General features: G+C 37.3%; 17 protein-coding genes. 4 read left to right on the top strand and 13 right to left on the bottom strand.

Annotation, left to right across the window (positions count from 1 at the left end; all coding sequences use genetic code 11):
* Positions 1-44: 44 nt before the first annotated feature.
* The 6 genes from ACYQ0E_RS06125 to ACYQ0E_RS06100 all read right to left on the bottom strand — a co-directional run bounded on the left by ACYQ0E_RS06125 (position 45) and on the right by ACYQ0E_RS06100 (position 9,214).
* A complete protein-coding gene (locus tag ACYQ0E_RS06125; RefSeq protein WP_460187361.1) occupies positions 45-743 on the bottom strand; it encodes a PP2C family protein-serine/threonine phosphatase in 699 nt (232 codons plus the stop codon).
* Complete coding sequence (locus tag ACYQ0E_RS06120; RefSeq protein ID WP_460187360.1) at positions 740-2,080, bottom strand: serine/threonine-protein kinase; 1,341 nt, start codon at positions 2,078-2,080, stop codon at positions 740-742. The genes ACYQ0E_RS06125 and ACYQ0E_RS06120 overlap by 4 nt, the downstream gene beginning before the upstream one ends.
* A 204-nt stretch (positions 2,081-2,284) precedes the next feature.
* A complete protein-coding gene (lpdA, locus tag ACYQ0E_RS06115) occupies positions 2,285-4,066 on the bottom strand; it encodes a dihydrolipoyl dehydrogenase (protein ID WP_460187359.1) in 1,782 nt (593 codons plus the stop codon).
* 12 nt (positions 4,067-4,078) lie between these two features.
* On the bottom strand, positions 4,079-5,413 hold the full coding sequence (gene aceF / locus ACYQ0E_RS06110) for a dihydrolipoyllysine-residue acetyltransferase (RefSeq protein ID WP_460187358.1): 1,335 nt from the start codon (positions 5,411-5,413) through the stop codon (positions 4,079-4,081).
* Positions 5,414-5,572: 159 nt separating this feature from the next.
* The gene (aceE, locus tag ACYQ0E_RS06105) at positions 5,573-8,233 is read right to left on the bottom strand and encodes a pyruvate dehydrogenase (acetyl-transferring), homodimeric type (RefSeq protein ID WP_460187357.1); all 2,661 of its coding nucleotides are present in this window, start codon (positions 8,231-8,233) and stop codon (positions 5,573-5,575) included.
* A gap of 489 nt (positions 8,234-8,722) precedes the next feature.
* Positions 8,723-9,214, bottom strand: coding sequence for an RNA pyrophosphohydrolase (locus ACYQ0E_RS06100; RefSeq protein WP_460187356.1), 492 nt, complete (start codon positions 9,212-9,214; stop codon positions 8,723-8,725).
* 207 nt (positions 9,215-9,421) lie between these two features.
* Here ACYQ0E_RS06100 and ACYQ0E_RS06095 point away from each other — a divergent pair, with 207 nt between their 5' ends.
* Positions 9,422-10,075, top strand: a complete 654-nt coding sequence (locus tag ACYQ0E_RS06095; protein ID WP_460187355.1) for a histidinol-phosphatase — start codon at positions 9,422-9,424, stop codon at positions 10,073-10,075.
* A 42-nt stretch (positions 10,076-10,117) separates the two neighbouring features.
* Here the strand turns inward: ACYQ0E_RS06095 and ACYQ0E_RS06090 are convergent, their stop codons facing one another.
* Positions 10,118-11,065 carry an IS110 family RNA-guided transposase gene (locus tag ACYQ0E_RS06090; protein ID WP_460186573.1) on the bottom strand — a complete coding sequence of 316 codons (948 nt, stop codon included), beginning with the start codon at positions 11,063-11,065 and terminating at the stop codon, positions 10,118-10,120.
* 533 nt (positions 11,066-11,598) lie between these two features.
* Here ACYQ0E_RS06090 and ACYQ0E_RS06085 point away from each other — a divergent pair.
* Complete coding sequence (locus ACYQ0E_RS06085) at positions 11,599-12,120, top strand: porin family protein (RefSeq protein ID WP_460187354.1); 522 nt, start codon at positions 11,599-11,601, stop codon at positions 12,118-12,120.
* Between the two features lie 285 nt (positions 12,121-12,405).
* Here the strand turns inward: ACYQ0E_RS06085 and ACYQ0E_RS06080 are convergent, their stop codons facing one another.
* The 5 genes from ACYQ0E_RS06080 to ACYQ0E_RS06060 all read right to left on the bottom strand — a co-directional run bounded on the left by ACYQ0E_RS06080 (position 12,406) and on the right by ACYQ0E_RS06060 (position 19,383).
* Entirely contained in the window at positions 12,406-13,377 is a 972-nt protein-coding gene (locus ACYQ0E_RS06080) for a molybdate ABC transporter substrate-binding protein (protein WP_460187353.1), read from the bottom strand.
* A 240-nt stretch (positions 13,378-13,617) separates the two neighbouring features.
* Entirely contained in the window at positions 13,618-15,534 is a 1,917-nt protein-coding gene (locus ACYQ0E_RS06075) for a PhnD/SsuA/transferrin family substrate-binding protein (RefSeq protein ID WP_460187352.1), read from the bottom strand.
* 392 nt (positions 15,535-15,926) lie between these two features.
* Positions 15,927-17,960 (bottom strand): TonB-dependent receptor plug domain-containing protein, encoded by a 2,034-nt coding sequence (locus ACYQ0E_RS06070; RefSeq protein ID WP_460187351.1) that lies wholly within the window; start codon positions 17,958-17,960, stop codon positions 15,927-15,929.
* A 218-nt stretch (positions 17,961-18,178) separates the two neighbouring features.
* Positions 18,179-18,571 carry a hypothetical protein gene (locus ACYQ0E_RS06065; protein WP_460187350.1) on the bottom strand — a complete coding sequence of 131 codons (393 nt, stop codon included), beginning with the start codon at positions 18,569-18,571 and terminating at the stop codon, positions 18,179-18,181.
* A gap of 296 nt (positions 18,572-18,867) precedes the next feature.
* Positions 18,868-19,383, bottom strand: coding sequence for a flavodoxin (locus tag ACYQ0E_RS06060; protein WP_460187349.1), 516 nt, complete (start codon positions 19,381-19,383; stop codon positions 18,868-18,870).
* A gap of 866 nt (positions 19,384-20,249) precedes the next feature.
* On the opposite strand from ACYQ0E_RS06060, the gene ACYQ0E_RS06055 reads away from it, so the two are divergent.
* The gene (locus ACYQ0E_RS06055) at positions 20,250-22,262 is read left to right on the top strand and encodes a cache domain-containing protein (protein ID WP_460187348.1); all 2,013 of its coding nucleotides are present in this window, start codon (positions 20,250-20,252) and stop codon (positions 22,260-22,262) included.
* Between the two features lie 34 nt (positions 22,263-22,296).
* Here ACYQ0E_RS06055 and ampD read toward each other — a convergent pair whose 3' ends face one another.
* Positions 22,297-22,875 carry a 1,6-anhydro-N-acetylmuramyl-L-alanine amidase AmpD gene (gene ampD / locus ACYQ0E_RS06050; protein ID WP_460187347.1) on the bottom strand — a complete coding sequence of 193 codons (579 nt, stop codon included), beginning with the start codon at positions 22,873-22,875 and terminating at the stop codon, positions 22,297-22,299.
* A 229-nt stretch (positions 22,876-23,104) separates the two neighbouring features.
* On the opposite strand from ampD, the gene nadC reads away from it, so the two are divergent.
* Positions 23,105-23,953: a carboxylating nicotinate-nucleotide diphosphorylase gene (gene nadC, locus ACYQ0E_RS06045; RefSeq protein ID WP_460187346.1), complete on the top strand. Its 849-nt coding sequence runs from the start codon at positions 23,105-23,107 to the stop codon at positions 23,951-23,953.
* The last annotated feature ends 62 nt before the right edge of the window (positions 23,954-24,015 follow it).

Here is a 24,015-nt window from a genome sequence, read left to right as displayed (position 1 = left end):
ACAGCTTAACTTAATGGCATTGGGTAGCGTCCCCTTTTCCTTTTTTAAACTTCTAAAAAAATTGCAGAATAATCATCTTTAATATCGCGAGACTCAATTAAATTTAAAACATTATTTTTAAGATCTTCAATATTTAAAGAGTTTACAGATATATCTCTTATTTCAACTTTACGTATCAAGCTATAAGCGCCATCACTCATTAAGATAAGTCGATCCCCCTTTTCTACAGTAAATGAGGTTAAGAAAAGATCATAGTCAGTAAAATTAGTAATCGCTGATAATAAAATATTCTTTCTACTGTACTTTTTAGCTCTATTTTTGGATAGAATTCCTTCATCAATTAGCTTTTGTACTTCAGTTTGGTCTTTAGTGATGGTGACGATACCATTATTTCTTAAATGATAAAGCCTGCAATCACCAACATGACCAACTTTAACGTTCATATTTGTAATCAAACAAGATGTTAATGTTGATCCAATTTTTTCATACCCTTGCACTACTGCCAATTCATCAATCTGGTTTTTAATTTGTCTAAAAGCATAAGGGTAATCAAAATCTGATTTTTCAAATTCAGCTGTTAAAACATCAATAACACAACTTGCAGCAAGATCTCCAGATTCCAAACCACCCATTCCATCGGCAATCGCAACAAGATTTTCGTGTCTTTTCTTTGTAAAAAAAACACAGTCCTGATTAGCTTTTTCTCTACCTTGCTTACTAAAAGAGGTTATCTGTAACATCATTTTTTCTCATCAAGATATTCAACAATTAGAGGATTTAACCCTAAACGTGAAACACCTATAGACCTTTCTAAGTGTTTAATCATTGGACCTAAATTAATACCGTTCACATCTGCTTCAATAAGCATTCTACTAATAACATTAGAATCTGATTCAGTAGTAAGTCTATAGTATTTTCTTTCCACATACCATCGATTGTGGCTAGTTCCTAACTCTAATAATCCAAGCATTATCTTAGCTTTTAGAGAAACATCACCATATTCATAAAAAAACTCTGCCTTATTTGCTAAAACATCACAATAATCAAAATCAAAACCGTTGTGTGTTATGAAGTTTGAAAAATAATGACCTAATGCAATGAAAAGCTCAGGGGAGGAATTTTTTAAATTATTCAAATGATCAAAAGTCAAGTTTGCAAAAATATTCCGGCAATGACTGACTCTTTCTTCATCTTCCTCAAATAATAAAAAAATTTCATCCCATTCATCATCTGTTAACTGGTCTGATTTCTTAAGTATTTCTGCCAGTTTTTCTTCATTATTGGAACTAAATTCAACATCCCCCGTACTCAAAACATTGTATAAATCTTCTCTAAGCTTTGAGATTGATGAATACCTTCTGATTGGGTTAGTTTTAGTACATTTCTGAACAACATCACCTAGTGGACCAGGAACTGTCAATTCAGTAAAAGGAATTCTTCTAGCACCACTTCCAAAAATATCATGAAGAATAGCCCCAAAAGAATATATGTCTGCTACAGGCGTTGCAGCTTTAAAATTGCGCATTAACTCAGGTGCTGCATAATTTTGAGTACCACCTTGAGCATTACTGCCTGTTAACGTTGAGGAATCTGATTCATCGACAGACATTAATCCAAAATCAGAAACCGCGTAATAGTGCTGCTCCCCCTCTGAAATCTTTAAAATATTTGCAGGTTTTAAGTCCCTATGAACATACCCAAGCTCATGTAACCTTTCTATACCCGCAAGAACATCATAAAGAACTTCTTTATAGTTACCAGATAACGACGAATCAAGCTTCAATTCGTCCTGAAGTGTTCCTTCAGCCAACGGCATAATAAAAAAAGGAGGATCTTGATCTAAAAAAGATTCAATAATAGGGACAACATTTTTATGTTGAACAGCACTTTGGTATTTCACTTCTCTTTTAAAGCGTCTTTCAAGGTGCTCTTGTCCAACGTTTTCAATCAAAGCTTGATCAGGGTTTAATGTCTTTTTAGCAAATCTATTACCATTAACGTCTTCAACAACCGATACAGATCCAAACCCACCTCTTTTTGTAAAACCTCCCGCACTTTCGGGAACATCCTTAAACTTCATAGTAAAGATCCTTAAAACAAAAAAGCCCGAGAAATCAATCGGGCTATATTAATTGCAATTTGATTATATGTTGCGAGATAAAACTTGTCAGTTCAAGGCTTGAAAATGTTGAGCATACTATAAGTATGTGATCATTTTCATAACGCAGAAATGGCACGTTTTAGCCGCAACCCTAATTACTTTCGCGAGTAAAAAGAAAAAATTCTATTTTTTCTTTTTAGGTGGCATTAGATCTGTAATCGTTCCTTCCGCCATCTCAGCCGCAAAACAAAGCGTCTCTGACAACGTAGGATGCGGATGAATAGTAAGACCAATATCTTGCATATCAGCCCCCATCTCTATCGCTAGCATGGCTTCGGCAATCAGTTCACCAGCATTTGGTCCGACCATTCCACACCCTAGTAAACGGTGTGTTTTGGCACAGAACATGGCTTTGGTTAGACCTTCGTCACGCCCTAGACTTAAGCTACGACCAGACGCTGCCCAAGGGAATGCACCTTTTTCGTATTCGATGCCTTCGGCTTTGAGTTCTTCTTCGGTTTTACCTGCCCAAGCGACTTCTGGATCGGTATAGGCGACTGATGGAATTGACATTGGGGTAAACGCACTTGGCATGCCGTTAATGACTTCTGCCGCCACTTTACCTTCGTGTACTGCTTTATGGGCTAACATTGGTTGGCCAACGATATCACCGATGGCATAGATATTAGAAACATTGGTTTCTTGGCGTTCGTTAACGTCAATAAAGCCCCAATCGTCTACCGCAACACCAGCTTTTTCGGCATCAATGAGTTTACCGTTTGCGGCACGACCAACGGCGACTAATACGCGATCGAACATATCAGTTTCTGGGCAACCTTTACCTTCAAAGGTCACTAATAAACCTTCTGGTTTGGCTTCAACATTGGTGACTTTTGATTTTAAGAATACGTTTTCATACTTTTTCTTAATTTTCTTAAGCAGTGGTTTAGAGATGTCTTTGTCAGCACCTGGGATAATGGTATCACCCAGTTCTACCACGGTGATTTTTGAGCCTAAAGAATCATAAACTTGAGCCATTTCTAGCCCGATGATTCCGCCACCAATGACTAATAGACGTTTTGGAATTTCTTCTAGGGCTAATGCGCCTGTTGAATCCATAACACGAGGGTCATCATGTGGAATAAATGGTAGTTTAACTACACGTGAACCAGCGGCGATAATGGCTTTTTCAAAGGCGATGGTTTTAATTGAACCATCTTCGGCTTCTACTGAAACGGTATTAGCCGAAGTGAATTTACCGTAACCGGTCACCACTTCAACTTTACGCGCTTTTGCCAGGCCTGATAAACCGCCTGTTAGTTTATTAATAACGCCGTCTTTAAAGGCACGGATTTTATCAATATCAATTTGTGGTTCGGCAAAGGTAATACCGTGTGCGCCCATCTCTTTGGTTTCATTTAATACCACAGACATGTGTAATAAGGCTTTTGATGGAATACAACCAACGTTTAAACAAACGCCACCAATATTGCTGTATTTTTCAATCATAACGACTTTTTTACCTAAGTCAGCGGCACGGAACGCAGCGGTATAACCACCTGGCCCTGAACCTAAGACTAGGACTTCACACTGCATATCTGCAGGTGGTAAATCACTTGCAGAGACTACAGCATTAGAGTCAGCTTGCGGTGCAGATTCTTTTGGTGATTCTGGTTCATGTGTTGCAACACTTTCTTCTACGTTAGCTAAAACGGTATCTTGTGCGGCAATTTCCATAGTACCTAGAATGGACCCTTCTTTTACTTTATCGCCTACTGCGGCAGTAAAAGAAACGACTTTACCTGCAAATGGCGCAGGAATTTCCATTGTGGCTTTATCAGATTCTAAAGTGACTAATGAATCATCTTGGCAAACTTCATCGCCTGCTGAGATTAATACTTCAATAACGTCAACTTCGGCAAAATCGCCGATATCTGGAACTACGATGTCTATAATTTTACTCATCTTACGCTCCTATTAAAGAATCAACTGACGTAGGTCAGTAAGGTAGTTGCCAACCGTGGTGGTAAAGCGAACACCCTCTGCACCATCAATAGCACGGTGATCGTAAGAAACGCTAAATGGCATGATTAAGCGTGGAATGAATTCTGAACCATTCCAAACGGGCTGCATTTTGGCTTTAGATAGCCCCATAATGGCTACTTCTGGTGCGTTTACGATTGGCGTGAATTGCGTGCCACCAATACCACCTAAGCTAGAGATAGTGAAAGTACCACCTGCCATATCGGCTGGCCCCAACTTACCATCACGTGCTTTGGCAGAGATTTCCATTAGGTCACGAGAAAGTTCGTAAATACCTTTTTTATCGACATCTTTAACCACGGGTACCATTAGGCCATTTGGTGTATCTACGGCAATACCAATGTTGTAGTAAGATTTTTTGATAATGGATTGACCATCAGAAGTTAATGAAGCATTAAAACTTGGAAAGTCTTGTAGGGCTTTAACCACGGCTTTCATTACAAAAACAAGCGGTGTTAATTTAACGCCCTGTTTTTCTGCAGCGGCTTTTTGGTCTTTACGGAACTGATCCATCTCAGTGATGTCTGACTCGTCAAACTGAGTGACGTGCGGCACGTTTAACCAGCTTGCGTGTAAGAACTTACCAGAGATTTTTTTGATTCTGCCTAGCTCTTCGGTGGTGGTTTCACCAAACTTGCTGAAATCAACATCTGGAATAGGCGGAATACCTGTACCACTCATTGCGGCTTGACCAGGTGCCGCCGTTTGACCAGACATTACCGCTTTAATGGCGGCTTCAACGTCTGTTTGAATAATACGACCTTTAGGGCCTGAACCTGAAACGTGCTCTAAATCTACACCTAATTTACGTGCAAAGGCACGTACCGATGGTGAGGCATGAGATTTTGAACCCATTGTTTGTGCGTTAACCGGCTTGTTAGCGGCGGCGGCCACAATTGGAGAGGTTTCAACCGTTGCATGCGTTTCTTTTGGTGCCGTGTTTTGAGCAGCTTGAGGCGCGGGTGCTGGTTTAGGAGCTTCTGCAACAGGTTCTGGTTTTGATTTTTCTTCAGCAGGTGCAGCGGCATCGCCAGAAACTTCAATATCAAAAACGTGATCGCCTTCTGAAACACTGCCACCCACTTCTACTGTGATATTGGTGATTGTGCCAGCAAAAGGGGATGGAATTTCCATTGTTGCTTTGTCTGATTCTAAGGTCAATAGTGAGTCGTCTACGGCAACGGTATCGCCGACAGAGACTAGGACTTCAATGATTTCAACTGCGTCAAAATCACCAATGTCAGGAATCGTAATTTGTTGTATCGCCATGTCAAAGTTTCCTTTGTATGGAGGCCTTAGTTACTTTATAAATAAAGCGTGTGACTAAGGTCTCAAAAATTCGGTATTTGGGCGTTTTTTAATTGTTTGTAAAACACCCTAATGAAAAAGCCATTAATTTGGTTTAAACCAAATAAAGGCTTGCAACATTTAAGCGTGAACTGGGTAAGCTTTTTCGCTATCAATGCCATATTTAGTAATGGCTTCTGCCACCACTTCTGGCTTAATGCTTCCAGCATCAGCTAACGCTTTAAGTGCTTCTACAACCACATATTGGCTGTTAACTTCAAAGAACTTACGTAGCTGTTCACGCGTATCAGAACGACCAAAGCCGTCTGTACCTAATACATAATAGTCACCTGGAACATATTGACGAATACGTTCTGGGTAGTCACGAATATAATCCGTAGCCACAATAAATGGCCCTTTAGCACCTTGTAACTTTTCAGTAGCAAATGGTACTTTTGGTGTTTCAGTTGGATGCATTGTATTCCAACGCATTGCTTCAACTCCGTCACGACGTAGCAAGTTAAAACTTGGTACACCCCAAATATCGGCTGACACATTCCAGTCATTTTCAAGCATTTCTGCCGCTTGAATCACTTCACGGAAAATAGTACCCGACCCCATTAACTGAACACGATTTTTGTGTTTAGCGGTTGAATCTTTAAATTTATAAAGACCTTTTAAGATATCTTCTTCAGACCCTTCTGGCATTGCCGGGTGTGAATAGTTTTCGTTCATGGCAGTGATGTAATAGAAAACATCTTCTTTGCCATGGAACATACGTTTGATACCGTCACGAATAATGACGGCCATTTCAAATGCAAATGTTGGATCGTAGCTCATGCAGTTTGGAATGTGATCATACTGAATAATGTTATGACCATCTTGGTGTTGAAGACCTTCACCTTCTAACGTTGTACGACCTGCTGTACCACCAATTAAGAAACCACGAGCACGAGAGTCACCCGCTGCCCAAGCTAAATCACCAATACGTTGGAAACCAAACATTGAGTAGTAGATATAGAAAGGAATCATGCTTACGCCGTAGTTTGCATAAGCGGTAGAAGCGGCAATCCAGTTAGCCATTGCACCGGCTTCGTTAATCCCTTCTTCAAATACTTGGCCGTTTGATGATTCTTTGTACCACATCAATTGGTCGTTATCCATTGGCTCATATAACTGACCTGCTGGATCGTAAATACCGACTTGACGGAATAGACCTTCCATACCAAAAGTACGTGCTTCATCTGGAATGATTGGCACAACACGTGGCCCGATAGTCTTGTCACGTAATAGGATAGAGACAATACGCACAAACGCCATAGTGGTTGACATTTCACGGTCACCTGTACCATCTGTTAGCATTTTAAAGCTTTCTAATGCGGGTACTGGAAGTGGCTCGGCATTGTCTTGACGAGAAGGTAATGAACCACCTAAGGCTTCACGACGCTCTCTCATGTACTTCATAACGTCTGAATCTTCGTCAGGTACATAGAAAGGCACTTGTTTGGCTAGGTCTTCATCTGAAAATGGAATAGAGAAACGATCACGGAAGTATTTATAGCCTTCGTAATCTAATTTTTTCTGTTGGTGAGCCGTATTGGCTGATTCGCCATAAGGCCCCATTCCGTAACCTTTAACCGTTTTGGCTAAGATAACCGTTGGTTGACCTTTAGTCTCTTCTGCACGTTTATACGCGTTATAAATCTTACGAGGTGAATGACCACCACGAGATAGTTTAAAGATTTGGTCATCGGTCATGTCTGCAACTAAAGCCGCAGTTTCTGGGTACTTACCAAAGAAATGTTGACGAACAAAGGCACCGTCTTTAGCTTTATAGGCCTGGTATTCACCATCAACCACTTCACCCATACGCTCAATCAGTTTACCTGAAGTATCTTTTTGTAAAAGACGATCCCATCCAGAACCCCAAATAACTTTGGTCACTGCCCAGCCTGCTCCACGGAACACGCCTTCAAGTTCTTGAATAATGCTATCGTTACCACGAACAGGGCCATCTAAACGCTGTAAGTTACAGTTAATAACAAAGACTAAGTTGTCTAGTTTTTCACGTCTAGCAAGCTGTAATGCACCACGAGATTCTGGTTCATCCATCTCACCATCACCTAAGAATGCCCAAACTTTACGGCCTTCTGTTTTAGCTAATCCACGGGCTTCCATGTATTTCATAAAACGTGCTTGGTAAATAGACATTAAAGGCCCAAGCCCCATTGATACAGTTGGGAACTGCCAGTAATCACTCATTAACCACGGGTGAGGATAAGAAGAAAGACCATTACCACCCACTTCTTGACGGTAATTTCTAAGTTGTTCTTGATCCAAGCGCCCTTCCATAAATGAACGAGCGTACATACCAGGAGCGGTATGCCCCTGGAAGAAAATCATATCTGCACCTTTTTCGTGCTTAGGACCTTTGAAGAAGTGGTTCATCCCTACTTCATATAAAGTACAGCTAGAAGCATAAGAGGCAATGTGGCCACCTACGCTGGTATTTTTGTTTGCACCTGATACGATTGCCATCGCATTCCAACGTAATATGGCACGCATTTTTTGTTCAATGCCGACGTTACCTGGGTAATGCGCTTGTTCATCCTCGGCAATGGTATTGCAATAAGGGGTATTAGCTGCGTATGGAATATCAATTCCATGCACACGCGCCTTTTCAATTAAAGTCGCTATAATGTGCTGTGCTTTATCTGATCCCTCTAAAGAAACAACTGCTTCTAAGGCGTCTAGCCATTCTTGAGTTTCTTGTGGATCTTGGTCAACGAAATTTTCGCTCATATGATGATTACCTCAATGGGTTGGATAATGTTTCTTCAGGAGCTGGGTAAGCCTGAAGGAGTTCGGCACACCGTAGGTCATACAATGTACTGCCAACAATTGTTACTTTGAGTTCCAGCTACTTAGTTTTTCAAAGCATTCTCTTTCATGAGCACCCTCTTTTGTATACCACCATGAACGAGCGGTAAACAGGGTTAAAAAGAGATAAAAAATTTTGTGAATAATAACATTTTTTTAACAAAAATTACATTGTAACCCTTATAAGAACGCGTAAAACGTAATAAAGACATTATAAAATACTTATAAGCCATTGAAAGTTAATAATTTACTCTACAACGCTGCAAGTAAAAGGTTTGTATTTTGTTTTTTAGCGATAACACTTATATCAATAGGTTAGGTTTGTAAAAACAACTTAACCCTAAGTTGTAGGCATAAAAAAACCACTTAAATCTTAAATTCATTTAAGTGGTTTTTTAAATACCGTAATGATTATTTACGACTTAACCAAAACGTATCAATAGCATCTTCCAATTCAGTTAATGCTTGATGATAAACCGCTTGCTTAAAATTTACCACCTCTTGAACTGGCCGCCAATAATCAACCCAATCCCAAGCTTCAAATTCAGGCGTGTCGTGATGATTTAAATTTATTCGATCTAAATCACCTTCTAAACCCAACATAAACCAAATTTGTTTTTGCCCAATGCACACTGGTTGACTGTAATGACGAATAAGATGTTTGGGTAAATCATAACTAATCCAATCTTGTGTTCTACCCAAAACTCTTACATCAGATGGGTCTAAACCCACCTCTTCTTTTAACTCTCTAAAGACGGCCTGTTGCGGGGTTTCGTTTTCACGAATCCCTCCTTGTGGAAACTGCCACGCATCTTGTTGAATACGTTTTCCCCAAAACAACTTGCCCTCTTTATTTACAATTATGATACCGACATTTGGCCGATATCCATCTGAATCTATCATGAGAACCTTAACTTAAATTTTATATTTATTTAATAGTGCCTAAAATTTGTGGTTTTTTCAATCCAAATTCACTGCTTTATTCATATTTAATTACTATTTAGCATTTGAATTTGCAATTTACTCATGGTTTGCTTGTGTGTATAAACGCTTTAGATTACGATTAGTTGCACAAACTTTTACATTTTAAAAAACAATATTGAGAACTTTATGGCACTGGCAATTTTTGATTTAGATAACACCTTAATAAGCAACGACAGCGATTATCTTTGGGGGGAATTCTTAATCAAAAATGGTCATATTGATGCCAAAGAGTTTGCCAAAAAAAATGCTCAATTTTTTGAAGATTATAAAAATGGTACCTTAGATATTGTTGCCTACCAACGTTTTGCCTTAAAACCATTAGGTGAACAAACAGCAGAAACTTTAGCCGCATGGCATAAAGATTTTATGCAAACCTTTATAGAACCCATCGTATTACCTAAAGCACTCGACTTGGTAGAAAAACATAAAGCAAAAGGTGACCGAGTAATGATAATTACAGCCACCAATACGTTTGTTACTCGCCCAATTGGCTTGCGTTATGGTATTGACGAACTACTAGGTACAGAAGGCGAAATGGTTAACGGACGTTATACAGGCGAGATTAAAGGTGTACCTACCTTTCAAGCAGGCAAAGTGACTCGCTTAAATGAATGGCTAAAACAAGAAAACGAAACCTTAGACGGTAGCTTTTTCTATTCAGATTCACACAATGATCTACCATTATTAGAAATAGTCGATAACCCTGTGGTGGTTGATGGTGACGATAAATTACTTGCCATAGCCAAACAAAACAACTGGCCAACTATAAGTTTAAGATAAGTTAAAAACAAATTTACCAGATACTGTGTTCAACATTAGATGTCAAGCACAGTTCTTATATTCTGGATCAAAAGGTTTGCCGTGCTTTAATACGGCAAACACAATATGAATAAGTTTTCTCATTATTGCCACCACTCTTTTCTTTCCTTTTACGCCGTTGGCTTTTAACCGTTCTGAAAAACGCTTAATGACAGGGTTATGCTGAATGGCACTTAATGCTGGCATATACAATGCCTTTCTGAGTTCGGCATCGCCCATTTTGGACATCTTTGAGCTATTCAATGAGCTACCTGACTGACGAATTAACGGAGCAAGTCCCATAAAACTGGCCATGTGCTTGGCTTTGTCAAAATACTTTATATCACGAATTCCAACTAACAACCGAGTGGCGGTGGCTTCAGCAATACCGGGTATGGTTTCGAGTAGCTTAACTTGGCTCAGCAATTCATCGTCTGAGCGTAAGCACTTTTTTATTTTGGTTTCAATTTTTTTAAGTTGTTGACTCAAATGCGCAATCTGTTCTTGTTCAAACTCTTGAATCTCTAACTCTAGGCTGCTACCCATTTGATTTTTAAGTTGAATCTCTTGTTTTATTAGTAGAGATTGTACTCTGTGCCATTCTTGCAGTTTACGCAGTGTTGGCGACGGTGGTTGCCATGGCTTTGGGCGTTGTGTCATGGCAAAGTCAGCAATAAGTTTGGCATCTTCTTTATCGGTCTTGGTTCGATTCAGTTGCGATTGTGCATATCGCTTGATTCGGGTTGGGTTAACGACACTAACCGAAATCTTTTGTTCATAAAGTACCAAAGCTAAGCCAAGCGAGTATTTGCCAGTGGCTTCCATGACAATGGCACAATTTTGATTAGGCATCCATTGGATTAGGGCTTTATAGCCAAGTTCATCATTTAAAAAGCGTTTAACATCGTTTGTTTGAGCAATAGCGACATCAAAGTATTCTTTTCCTATATCAACACCAATATATGTTGTCATAATTTACCACCTTTATGTTTTGTGATAAGGTAATTATTGCTTGGTAAAATCACACTATGAGCAGACTAACCTTATGAATACAGGCTAAACGACGGTTTGCCTAAGATACTGTTCAGTTTATAGTGTGTGGGGATAAAGGTCTTAATCTGATAACCTGGATCACTTCGGTGTCCTTGGCCTGGTAACAAGATCTCTCTATCCCTTTACTAAGCGTCCCTAGTAAATTCTCCATTTCTGAAGAACACTTTCAACATATAAGGCCTGGTATATCCTGCAACCAATTATAGCTTGGTAAACCAGGCCCCTAAAATTGGCAAGCCGCCTTGTCATAATATCTCACCTTCCTAAGCTAAACATTCAAATAAAACAATAATAAGTACGTATTTCTTAATAGTTTTAACTAATCTTATTAGGTAAAATGTTCAGCTATTTTTTACAGTATAGCAATACTTAAATAATACACTCTCAAGAATATCTACTAAAATCAAAAGTAGACGATATCTTAAAACTTAAACTTGATTAAGGAATCACAGATGAAAAAACTAATTATTGCTTCTGCAGTCGCAAGCAGCCTTTCTTTAGTAGCATTTAATGCTTCTGCTACCGATGTTTACACAGCTTTAACTTATGATGCTTACTCGATAAACACAAACTCAAAAGATATAGATGTACCAACCGCAACGCTATCTATTGCAACTAAATTAAACCCTAATTTTGGCCTACGTCTTCAGCTTGGTGTAGGAGTGGGTGATGATACAAACAATGGTATAAAAACAAAAGTAGATAATCACTATGGTATTTATGCCACAGGCAACTTACCCTTAATGAACGATAGATTAGAGCTTTTTGCAATGGCAGGTGTTGCTGAAACTAGATTAAATGCAAAAAGCTCATCTAATTCAGCGACTGATTCGGATTCTTCTTTTTCATGGGGAGTCGGTAGTAAATTTTATGTTACTCAAGCCGTTTCTGTTGATTTAGGATATACATCACTGTATCAAGACACTGACATTGATATTGCTGGCTTTAACTTGGGATTAGGCTATAAATTCTAATTTAAATAAAGCTAAATTAAGGTTATAAACCACCTATTTGATTATGTAATGTTTAAAATTAAATTCATTTTACCAGGCCTGGTATATCCAGAGTCTAATCATAATATTTATACGTAAGATTGATTTAAATTTACATAAAAAAACCACTTAGATAGTGCATCTAAGTGGCTTTAATTTTATGTTGCTTAAAAACTTTATTCACCTCTTTTTTGTATTAAAAATACAGTGAGGTAATTAATGACTATCCATTAAGAATAGATAGCCACATTATTTTAGCGAATAACTTTATTTACCTGGAATTGGTTTTATTTTTAAATCTTGCGCATTAGCTTTTACAAAACCGTATTTCGCATAAATATTTTGCGCACTATCTGTTGCTAGATAAGTTAAATAACGTTTAGCATTTTCTTGGTTTTTAGCTGTTTTTAAAATACCAATAGAGTAGCCAACTTTATCTGCCATATTATAAGGTGCTGGAATTTCAACTCCTTCAAGAGCACGGCCAAGAGATTTGTTATATTTCACTTCTGTTGTCCAAACAATACCTACGTCAGCTTTGCCATTTTCAATACGGTGTGGCGTTTCACGGTGATGACGATCTGTGTAATAAGTTTCCCCTTCAACGGCCCAACAACCTTTACACTGTTTATCATGTGTTAGTTCTTGGTACATACCTAAATCTTTTAGCATTTGAGAACCATAGAACTTATAAATCCCTTCTGTTAAAGGGTTAGGAAAAGATTTCACTAAATCTTTTCTTGTTAAGTCCTCAACACCTTTTACATTTTTAGGATTGCCCTTAGCCACCATTAATTCCAATTTATTATGTGCATAGGTCATGTAATAATCCATTAACCCATTGTCTTTTAGCTTTTGTAAATGCCCTAAATTCACACTGCCATAAAGATCTGGATCTTTGGATGTTTTTTGTCCGTTAATTTTACCTTGTTGCAGAATTTGCCCTTTTAGGATTTGGCCTGGTGGAATCGTTTCTAGGTAAACTTTTTTAACCGATGGATTATGTTTTTGAAAATCTTTTATTAAATCTTCCATAACCATAAACTGGTTACCCGCCACATAAACAGTTAAATCTGAGTTATACGAATCTGAGATTTTTCCATATTCAATATGACCATCTGTATAAAATGTACGGTAATCATGCCCTTGTCCAGCATCTTCCGCCATACTTGATCCACATAAAAACATACTGGCCGCTGCAACCGATGCAAAACAGACATTCTTTAATTTTGTATTCATAACAATCACTCCAAAGATTAAGATTTAATTTCAAAACAATTCTTATTCAACACAGCTTGTTGGTCAGTTTAATTTAGGTTTATTAGGCGATCTAATTTAGGCTTTCTAATAATAAATAAACTGCCTTATTTATATATTTAACCGTGCTGAAATATTGAAAAGTTCAATCGTGATCTATTAGCGCTTAAAGCTCATTTGGACGCAATATATTGATTTACTTGGGTGTACCTAGGGAATTCCCTAGGTAGGGTTAACAATGCCCGATAGAATGGCTTGTTTGACGAGTTGAATCGTTGAGGTTGCTTGTGTTTTTCTTAATAAATTTGCTCTATGTAGCTCAACGGTTTTAGGACTGATGTCTAAAATACGTGCAATATTTTTATTTGGTTCACCATCCACAACTAATTTTAAGACTTCTTTTTCTCGTGAAGTGAGGTCTAAAAATTGTTTTTGCAAAATTTGAAGCTGATTTTGATTTGAATCTTCATTATCAATTCTTATAATTTCATTGCTTGCCCAAAAGGCTAATACATTTAAAATACGAAGATCAAATTCTGCTAATTCTTCACTTTCTAAACTGTTTATATGCTCTTGTTGTTCTGTAACAAACTCAAATAAGCACCCTGAAGTGCCTGAAACAAATACAGGCAATGCAATATACGTTTTCCATTTATCCTGCCCATTACGAACAACCACCTTATTTTCTAAGATAGCTTGGTTTCCATAATCCATTGAACAAGGTGCTACATTGACTTCTTTAGAGGAACTAAAAATACATAAATTAAATTGGTTATTTTCAAACCTTGAGAGAATGGCTGATTCCACACCCAAATATTGACGAGTTAAATCTAATATTGACTGTAATTTTTGCTTACCTTCTAGATCAAATCGTGTCGAAATATTGTAAAGTTCATGCAAAAAATCACAGCCGTTATTAATGGTTTTTTCAGACTGAATACGAGATTCGATATCTTGCTGTAACACTTTGTTTATTTCAACCAGTTCAGAGGTACGCTGCTGAATCATTAAAGCTTGCTGATCTCGCTGGGCAGCCAACTCTTGTTGTTGACTAAATAGTTTTCGATTTGCTTTTAAAATAAAAACTATAAATAACACACACATTAAAAACAAAAATGAGATCGCCACTATCCAATAAGAATATAAGTGCCAAAATTTAGTTAAATCAAATGCCTGCGGGGCAAAAGGTGGAATTTGTAATTCTTTTAAGACGGTTCGTACAATTTGGTAATCTAACGGTATTGTCCAACCCGCACTTTCTGAAGCACGGGCTGGAACCGAATCTTGACGCATCTCAAGTAAAGCAATAACCACTTGTTTAGCAAGTTGTGTATTGGTTTTAGGCACACTTGCTAATGGCCATTCTGGGTACAATTGAGAACTATGTACAAATGGAAAACGCGTTGTTTTTTTGGGTGTGATAATTTTAAAATTATCTAAAGAGATTCCATCTTTTAGTGCCATTTTTTCTAAAATACCGGTACGAACAATGCCCACGTCTGTTTTACCTGATAAAACATGTTGCACAATGTCCGACTGGGGAAACCCTAACCATTTAACGTTTAAATCTTTTCTCACATCAATACCATGATCTAAAAATACTTTTTCCGCTAACTGAAACCCACCAAAAGCACCTTCGCTCACCGCAGCCAAAGAATGACCTTTAAGTGACTTTATGGTATTTAGATGTGCATCTTTTCTTGTAAAAATCACCGCTCCGTAATGGTCTAAAGCATGATTAAGATAAGATGTTTTTAAGGTGGCAATACGCGTTATGTTATTTTTAGCTTGTAACTGAATATAGTGACCGGGATTGGTTAACACAAAATCTAACTGCTCTTTATTAATCGCTTGGTTAATCTCTTCGAGTGTTAAAGGTACGATTTGAAACTGATAAGAGGGTATTTTGTCTGAAAGATATTTTGCCGTTGGTGTCCATTGTGAAAGCGTTGCAACTTTACCTTTGTATGCCAAAACACCAATAGTAACTTGTTTAATGCCCGCTTCATTTGCCAAAACGACAGACGATAAAAGCAGTAAGCAGAATGCTGCAAAAAATTGCAAACTGCATTGAAGTCTACGATGACTTAACTGTTTAAGCTGAGTAAGAGTTTCTATTTTTAGCCTACTTTGTTTCATTTTATTTAAACGACAAAATTAACCATTCGTATAAAAGAGGTTTGTTATCTTTTTATTTTAAACTACCCACAAAATAGAATGGTAAATAAAATATGTATTGAGACCTTTACGCCAGTGATATACATGAAAAAATGTAACCCAAACTTGTCTGGTTGCGGTAAATACAGTAACTGCAAGCTAGTTAACAGCAAATTATCAACAAGTTATTCTACAAAAATAAGGTGAATTTTAGCCGTTTTTAACCAAAGTTTAATTGAATTTACCAGGCCTGGTAAAAGTAAAAAGCCTAAAAAAAGATAATAAAAAAGCCACTTAGAAACAGTATCTAAGTGGCTATTATTTAAAACAATTTATATTTTTGTTTTATCTAAGATTGCTTTATTTAAATAATTTTAAAAAAGCCATTCTACTCCTACACGTAAATTGCGACCTGATTCCCAACTCGCGAGCTCACTGCCGTTATAGTATGTACGAACGGTGGTATGTTCGGCATAACGTTCGTCGGTAATATTTTCTAATGCTAAGGTAATATGTAAATCATCTTTTGCAATTTCTGGCTGCCATAGAAGTTGAATATCTTGCACCAAATAGCCTGGTTTTTCAGGACTACCAGGTCGAACATCGGTTAATTTTTCTACCGCTGTTAAAGTATAACCAAGCGTTACATTCGGTTTTACATCCCATGTTCCATCAAACACCCAACGATCACCTGTTGAAGCTCCAACACGAGCTGAAGAACCTGTTGTGTCTCCTGGCAACCCTTCATAGTCTCGGAATCTATTATGACTATAGCTTAAGCTTAATAATAAATCATTCAGCCCCCAATGACCTCTCACTTCATATCCTTTAGATGTTACATCACCGTCAGCATTATAAAGACTATCCGTAGCTGCAGAACCTTCACCTGGCGTAACTAAGTAATCTTTAATGATGTTATCGTAAAAAGTAACATCTACACCAATATGATCTTTTTGAGTAAAGAAGTTTACATCATGCCAGCGCGCCCCCCATTCCGTTTGGTGCGAGGTTTCAGGTTTTAACTTGCCATTTTTGCCTAATGTAAAGTCTGCAGAATTTGCTGGGTATTTACGAATCCATCCTGATTGGTTAAGACGACCACCTCGAATAGATTGTCCATAACCTGCAAACAGTGTCAGCGTGGCATCACCTTTTAATACGTCCCACTCACCACTAATATTTGGTGAAACAGCAGACCCCGAATCGTCATACTGGTTATCATAACGGGCTTGATAATTATCTTGACGTAAACCTGCTGAAAGACGAACGGCCCCTAAATCGATACGGTCTTGAATATAGACACCGGTATTAGAGCCGTGTTCTTTTAACAAAGGATTACCCTCTGTGTCATCTTGACCTTCGGTGTAGAAATAATCGACACCATAGGTTAAAGCGTGTGTCATAGATTCTGTTTTAAATAATGACGTATTATGTAAATCACCACCGTAACCTAACGTTCTCCAGTCTGCATCTTTAGAATTGAATACATGTTTTAAACCTGTTTTTGAGTTATATAGACTAAACTTTAAATCAATTTTATCTTGCCCTTCTGGACGATAACCGTAATTAAGGCTTTGTGAACTATCGTAAATACTTAGATCTTCACCTGCCTTAGTGCCAGTATTGGTTTCAAAAGGAAAGTTAGCTCTCAAATTTCCGCCATCATCTACACGATTTTGAACATTAAGACGTAAGCTATGGCCATCCATATCTAGTAGGCTTGCTTTAATTTGATAGTCTTCATGCCAGCCCGCCGTAGAATCACGATCATCTCCTCCGCCTGCACGCATTGCATCATTACTGCTACGGCGTGTATGCACTAATAAACCAGCATGTTCACCCGCTTTACCATAAACGGTAGCCATACCGCCAGTTAGATTACTTGAGCTTTCATAATTAGCGCCTATACGTGCGCCAACAGTTTGGTTTGGTTTTAATAAATCTTGTGCATCTACGGTTTCAAACTTAACACTACCGCCCAAAGCACCTGGCCCGGCATCTGCCGCTGCTGGCCCTGGTTTAACCTCAACCTTTTTTAATAAAAATGGATCGACATCAACACGACCTTGGTGGTGAAAGTTATTAGACCCTTGACGAACGCCATCAACCTGTACATTTAAGTGCAAGTCTTCAACACCACGCATAAATATTTTTTGACCATTTCTTGAACCCGTACCGACCTGTACCGATGGTTCTAGTTTAAAAATATCTTGCAAGTCTTGCGCTTGAGTTCGCTCTAAATACTCTGTATTGACTTCTCTATCAAAAGTATCTTGATTGGTTTTATCTTCTATTTTAATTGTGTCTAGCATGACAACATCATGCTTTTCATGCGCGATCACTTGTGTAGAAATTATCATCGGTGTCATTCCCAAAAAGACAGCACGATATAAAATGGAGTAATTCATGTTTAATTCTCTTCAACTTTATAAATTGAGAGTTTTACACGACATAAACAAACAGGTAAAAAGGATTACAAGCGTCTGTAACTTTCCGCTTTATACTGCTTTATACCGTTTTTATTCGAGCAAAATTCTCAAATAATATTTAAGTACAGCAAAACACACTCATCTTTTGGGTATTAACCAAGGACAAGAATTTGCTGCACTACTTTACAATTTGGATTTTAAATAGAAGAGAACACTGGAGGGGCGCGCCCCCAAAAGTTGGGATAAAAAGCCGCTGAATAAACGGTAACTAAAAGAGGTGTTAAAAGAGTTACGGCTGCAAGCCATAACAATTCAACGGTAAAAGAAAAAATAACAAAAGCAGAATGCGCAACCTCATCAAAAAGATCACAAAAGAAGCCACCTAATTCAAAGGAATGCTCATGATGCAGCTCTTCCTCATCCGTAACAGAATGAGTATGTGTGTGAACTTGGCCTGGGTTATAAGCGTTTTCAAGTCGTTCTTGATTTTCATCGGCATGAAAAAAATGTACAGCATCATGTGACACGGATAAAAAATTAACAGTGACAAGGCTTAAAACTAACGAAAAAACAAATGATTTTATTTTCATAGAAGAAAGCATACCAAATATTTTTTAATATGAATAAATAAATACAATTTATAAGTTAGTAAATATCACAATACTATAAACAATTAAACAATTAAACAATGAGAGAGTACAACGGCCTAAATTTATTATGCCAATTCAAACAATGTTATTTATATAACTCTTATCATGATTTAGCGAGGTCATAACTTTGTTCTATAAAGTTTAAATCATTTACAACACACATAAAAAAAGCCACTTAGATTATTACCTCTAAGTGGCTTTGCATGACGACTAAATGTAAACGGTATGTTTAAATGCTAAATACCAAACTCTTCTTTAATTTGATCCACCCATTCATCAATGCGTACTGCAGTAAGTTCTGGTTGTTGATCTTCATCAATACCTAAGCCAACAAAAAAGTCTTCGTCTTCCGTTACCGCTTTTGATTCGTCAAATTCAAAACCGTCTGTTGATGTGTAGCCCGCTGGCGTTGCGCCGTTTTCAATGGCAATATCGTGCATTAAGCCCATAGCGTCTAAAAAGTATTCTGAGTAATCTGCTTGGTCACCTAAACCAAAACAAGCGACTGTTTTACCCGTGAAGTCAATGCCTTTAAAATCTTCCCAAAAATCATCCCAACTACTTTGTAGTTCACCGTAATACCAGGTTGGTTGTCCTAAAATGATTTTGTCATATTGGGCAAAATCAGCTGCGCTGGCAGAGGCAATATCGTGTACTTCACAAATATCTGCACCAATTTTATCTTTAATCATGTCTGCAACACGTTCTGTATTACCTGTATCCGTTCCGTAGAATAGGCCAACTTTACTCATATGATTACCCTTTTAAAGTTTTAATTTTTTAGTAGAATGTGAATACGCTGTTTAAGTACTTCGTTTATGTACATTATTAAGAAAACCCAACGTAAATCAACGTTAAATAGTAAAAAGTTGCATATTTATTGATAACAAACAACTTAGACCTACTTTTTCTTATGCTCGATAACTAGAACTTATAACCGGTTGCGAATAATAACACAGCGTTAATTATTAAAGAATTTACTTATTTTTATATACAAACATGAATAAAACTAATCAAATAGATTGCTTTAAATGCAAACATTTTTATATTACTTGGGATACCAATTCACCAAGAGGCTGTAAGGCTTTTGCTTTTAAAACTAGACGTATGCCAAGCGATGTAGTTTTAGAGACGTCTGGCGAACCGTGCTTAAAGTTTGCTCCTAAAAATGAGACTGCAAAGTCTTCACAAAACAAAAAAACCGGTTGGATTGCTTAGTCTTGCCATATTAACTACCTATATCCAGTTTAAGATTTGATTCTTTAAACTATGATATGTTGTTAACTAGCCCCTCTATTACCCCCATCACTTAACTTTTACAACTTTGGTCTGCAATTAACCTGGCTTAATACTAACCGATTCTTTGTTATGTTATTCCGTTGCTCTTGCTTTAAAAAGGGGCAATAATTGACCAAAATATTCATTTATAAATTCTAAATTACTCACGTAATAAAATACTGTCTATTATTTCTTTTTAAAAAACATATATTAAACCTCTACTGCCCTCTAAACATGGCTTCTATGGCGTAAACTGGAACACTATCTGCTTTAGCTCAATTGGATACAAAGTAATACATTTTTAACCATTTATTTACGTTATGAGACAAAGCCAGTAAACATGATTCAAAAGAACAACATCCCTGATAACAAATCTTATATTAACTATCTGCCTGAAGTAAAAGCTTATATTGGAGAACTTGAACACCAAGACCTATGGTGGAGTACGGTCGGTATGGTTGGCAAAATCAATAATGAAAATATTGATTCTCAACTACTGGTTTCCATTGTTGAGACCCAACAAGAGTTCCAAAACCTTAGAGATATTATGATTAATGAGTTAATTGGGCGTTATTTAAACCAAGCAAATAGCGAAATCATGTTAAAAGCACAAACGACTATAGATATTTTGATTCGTAATTTATTTGAACGCACGGCCGATGTGGGTTTTTTAGCTACCGATGATGATTTAGTTGAGTTTATGGCTAAAACTGAAGTTAGTGATGAAGACAAGGCATTTATAGAGGCGCGTATTAAGGAGTATGTTGCCAAATATACTGTGTATGACGATATTGTACTGGTAAGTCCAAACGGTGATATTAAGGCAAAACTTAATCCAAACAACCCCGTTACCCACTCATCAGACCCGTTAATTAAAGAAGCGTTAAACACCCAAGACGAATATATTGAAGTATTTCGTCACTCAGACTTATTTGTTCATAAAAACGCTTTGATTTATGCCAAGAAAATTAGCAAAACCAGTGAAAATGGCACAGAGCAAAACCTTGGTGTACTCTGCCTTAGTTTTAATTTTGATGAAGAATTGTCGGGCATTTTTCAATCGCTAGAAAATCAAACTGGCTACACCCTTATGCTATTAGATCAAGCGCATAAAACCATAGCTTCAAACACCCCTAAAAATAAGTTGGGCAGTAAAGTTACTTTTAACGTCTCTGACAACTCAAAACCTGAACGCAACGGTAATGCCTTAAGATTTGCCACTCAAACTAATGGTTACCAAGGTTTTTTTGGTTTGCCTTGGTTTGGCTATGCCGAAATTGAGATGAATGATGCGTTTAAAGATAAACAAAATAAAAAAGACTTAGGGATTGAAATTCCTAAGAGTTCACCACTTTATTTACAAGATTTAGAACAAACCAACCTAAAGGTAAGCACACTACTGCTAACCGTTATTTTAAACGGTAAAATCATGTCGTTAAAACGGGATGTTAAATCCTTTTTGCCCATTCTCGATCGTTTTCAAGTCATTAGTTTAGAGATTCAAGATATATTCTCTCGCTTTATTAGACACATTCATCAAGTGTTGATTGATACCATTCAATCAAAAGCTTCATTTAGTGCCGCTCTAGCGATTGATGTTATGGATAGAAACCTTTATGAACGCGCTAACGATTGTCGTTGGTGGGCATTAAACAGTCGTTTTAGACAGATTTTAACCAGTAACCATAAAACAGGTAATATGACACCTGAAAACAGCAAAACGCTTACTGACATATTGCACTATATCAACAGCCTTTATACCGTATACACCAATATTATTTTGTATGATAATTCAGGCAAAATTCTGGCGGTCTCAAATAAGGCCGAAAACCATATTGTTGGCACAATTCTACCAAGACCCGCAGAGACTAATCAGTGCTTAAAGTTACAAAACACGCAATCTTATACGGTTTCAGATTTTCATCAATCTGAACTTTATGGCAATGAATACACCTATATTTATCACGCTCCAGTAAAAAAATGGGAGGACTTAAATACTAATGTTGGCGGTATTGCATTGGTATTTGACTCAAAACCTGAGTTTGTTGCCATGCTCAAAGAAACCGAACCCAAATACCTGAATGATGAAATTAATAAAACCACATTTAGTGCTTACATTAATCGAGATGGAAAAGCCATTTCATCAACCCATCCTGATGTAAAAACAGACAGCCTACTTAACATTCCAACAGAGGTTTTAAGTGCGCCCAATGGCGAAAATGACACCATTGCTTGGCAATGGAATAACACCACTTACTTAGTGGGCTATAAGGTAAGCAACGGTTATAGAGAATATAAAAATGGTGACGGCTATAGCAACGATATTATTGCCTTGGTGTTAACTGGAATTTAATCAATCACACAATTAAGTGTTTGTTTAAATTACATTAACCTTCTAGCAGTCTATTAAGAGAAGACCACATAAAATATTCACCAGGGTCTGTTTTACGACCTGGCGCAATATCGCAATGCCCTACTAAGTTGTCTTTTTTAATAGATGGATAGGCCTGCCAAAGTGCTTTTATTAATTGTGATAAGGCTTGATATTGTGATGCTGTATAAGGTATTTGATCAGTGCCTTCGAGCTCGATTCCGATTGAAAAATCATTGCAACGCTCTCGACCCATAAATTCGGACACACCAGCATGCCAAGCCCTTTTATGAAATGGCACATATTGAATGATTTGCCCATCACGACGAATTAAGGCGTGAGCCGAAACTTTTAAATCTTTAATCGTTTCATAATATGGGTGTTCATTTGGGTCTAATGTATTGGTAAATAACTGTGTAATTCCGTTTCCGCCAAATTGATTAGGTGGCAAACTAATACCATGCACAACAACCAGGCCTGGTAATTCTGAATTTGGACGTTCATCAAAGTTTGGGCTTTGTATAAACATACCTTGTTTAATTAATCCTGTCTGTGGATTAACTTGAAGAGTTTGGTTAACTGGAGAATTTGGCATCGTTTTTGGAATCTACTTAATTTTTACACGTTTAATATTTACACTTAATGTTTACCATTGGGCGGTTGTTTATAGGATGACTTTGTTTTTACCTTTACAAACAAGTAAACAATAACTAATACGGTTAACAATACGTATTTCGGTATAATACAACTCATTATAATCAAGGCGTACATTTAATGTACTTGCCTTAACCAAAAAGTTAAAAATTAAATATAAACCATAAATTATGAACGACATTAATTATTTTGAAAATATAGAACAAACCGTAGCAATTTCATTAGATGAAGATATTAAAACGGGCGACTTAACCGCTGGCCTAATTCCTGAAAACATTAACGCTATTGCCAATATTTATTGCCGTGAAAAGGCTGTAATTTGTGGCCGACCTTGGTTTGACGAAGTTTTTAGACAAACAGATGAAGAACTTTCCGTTGAATGGTTATGTGAAGAAGGCGAAGAAGTTGAACCAGATCAACTCATTTGTATAATTAAAGGTTCGGCAAGAAATATTTTAACGGCTGAACGTACGGCTTTAAATTTTTTACAAACATTATCTGGTACAGCAACGACCACGGCGGAATATGTAAAACCATTATTACAGACCAAAACAAAATTATTAGACACGCGTAAAACCTTACCAGGCCTACGTTTAGCTCAAAAATATGCGGTTGCTTGCGGTGGTGGTCAAAACCATCGTATTGGTTTATATGACGCCATTTTATTAAAAGAAAATCACATTATCGCCGCTGGTGGCATTGCCGAAGCCGTAGGCATTGCCAAGTTTCAACACCCAGGTAAAACGGTAGAAGTAGAAACTGAAAGCCTAACAGAGGTTGAAGAGGCGTTACAAGGCGGAGCGGATATTATTATGTTGGATAATTTTACTCTTGAAATGATGCATAAAGCGGTTGCCTTAGTGAATCATCGCTGTAAACTAGAGGTTTCTGGCAATGTTGAAATTCAACATTTAGCTACCTTGGCACAAACTCAAGTTGATTTTATCTCTACCGGTGCCATTACCAAGCATTTACGTTCAATTGATTTATCTATGCGATTCTCTATGACAAAAGCTTGATTAAAAATCTAAAGATACTATTTACTATGATTAATTAAATCATAGTAAATAAACTATTATTT

The organism is Thiomicrorhabdus hydrogeniphila (genome assembly GCF_054656895.1).
Note: the sequence above shows the minus strand (reverse complement) of the source record. Positions and strands in the feature narration are given on the sequence as shown.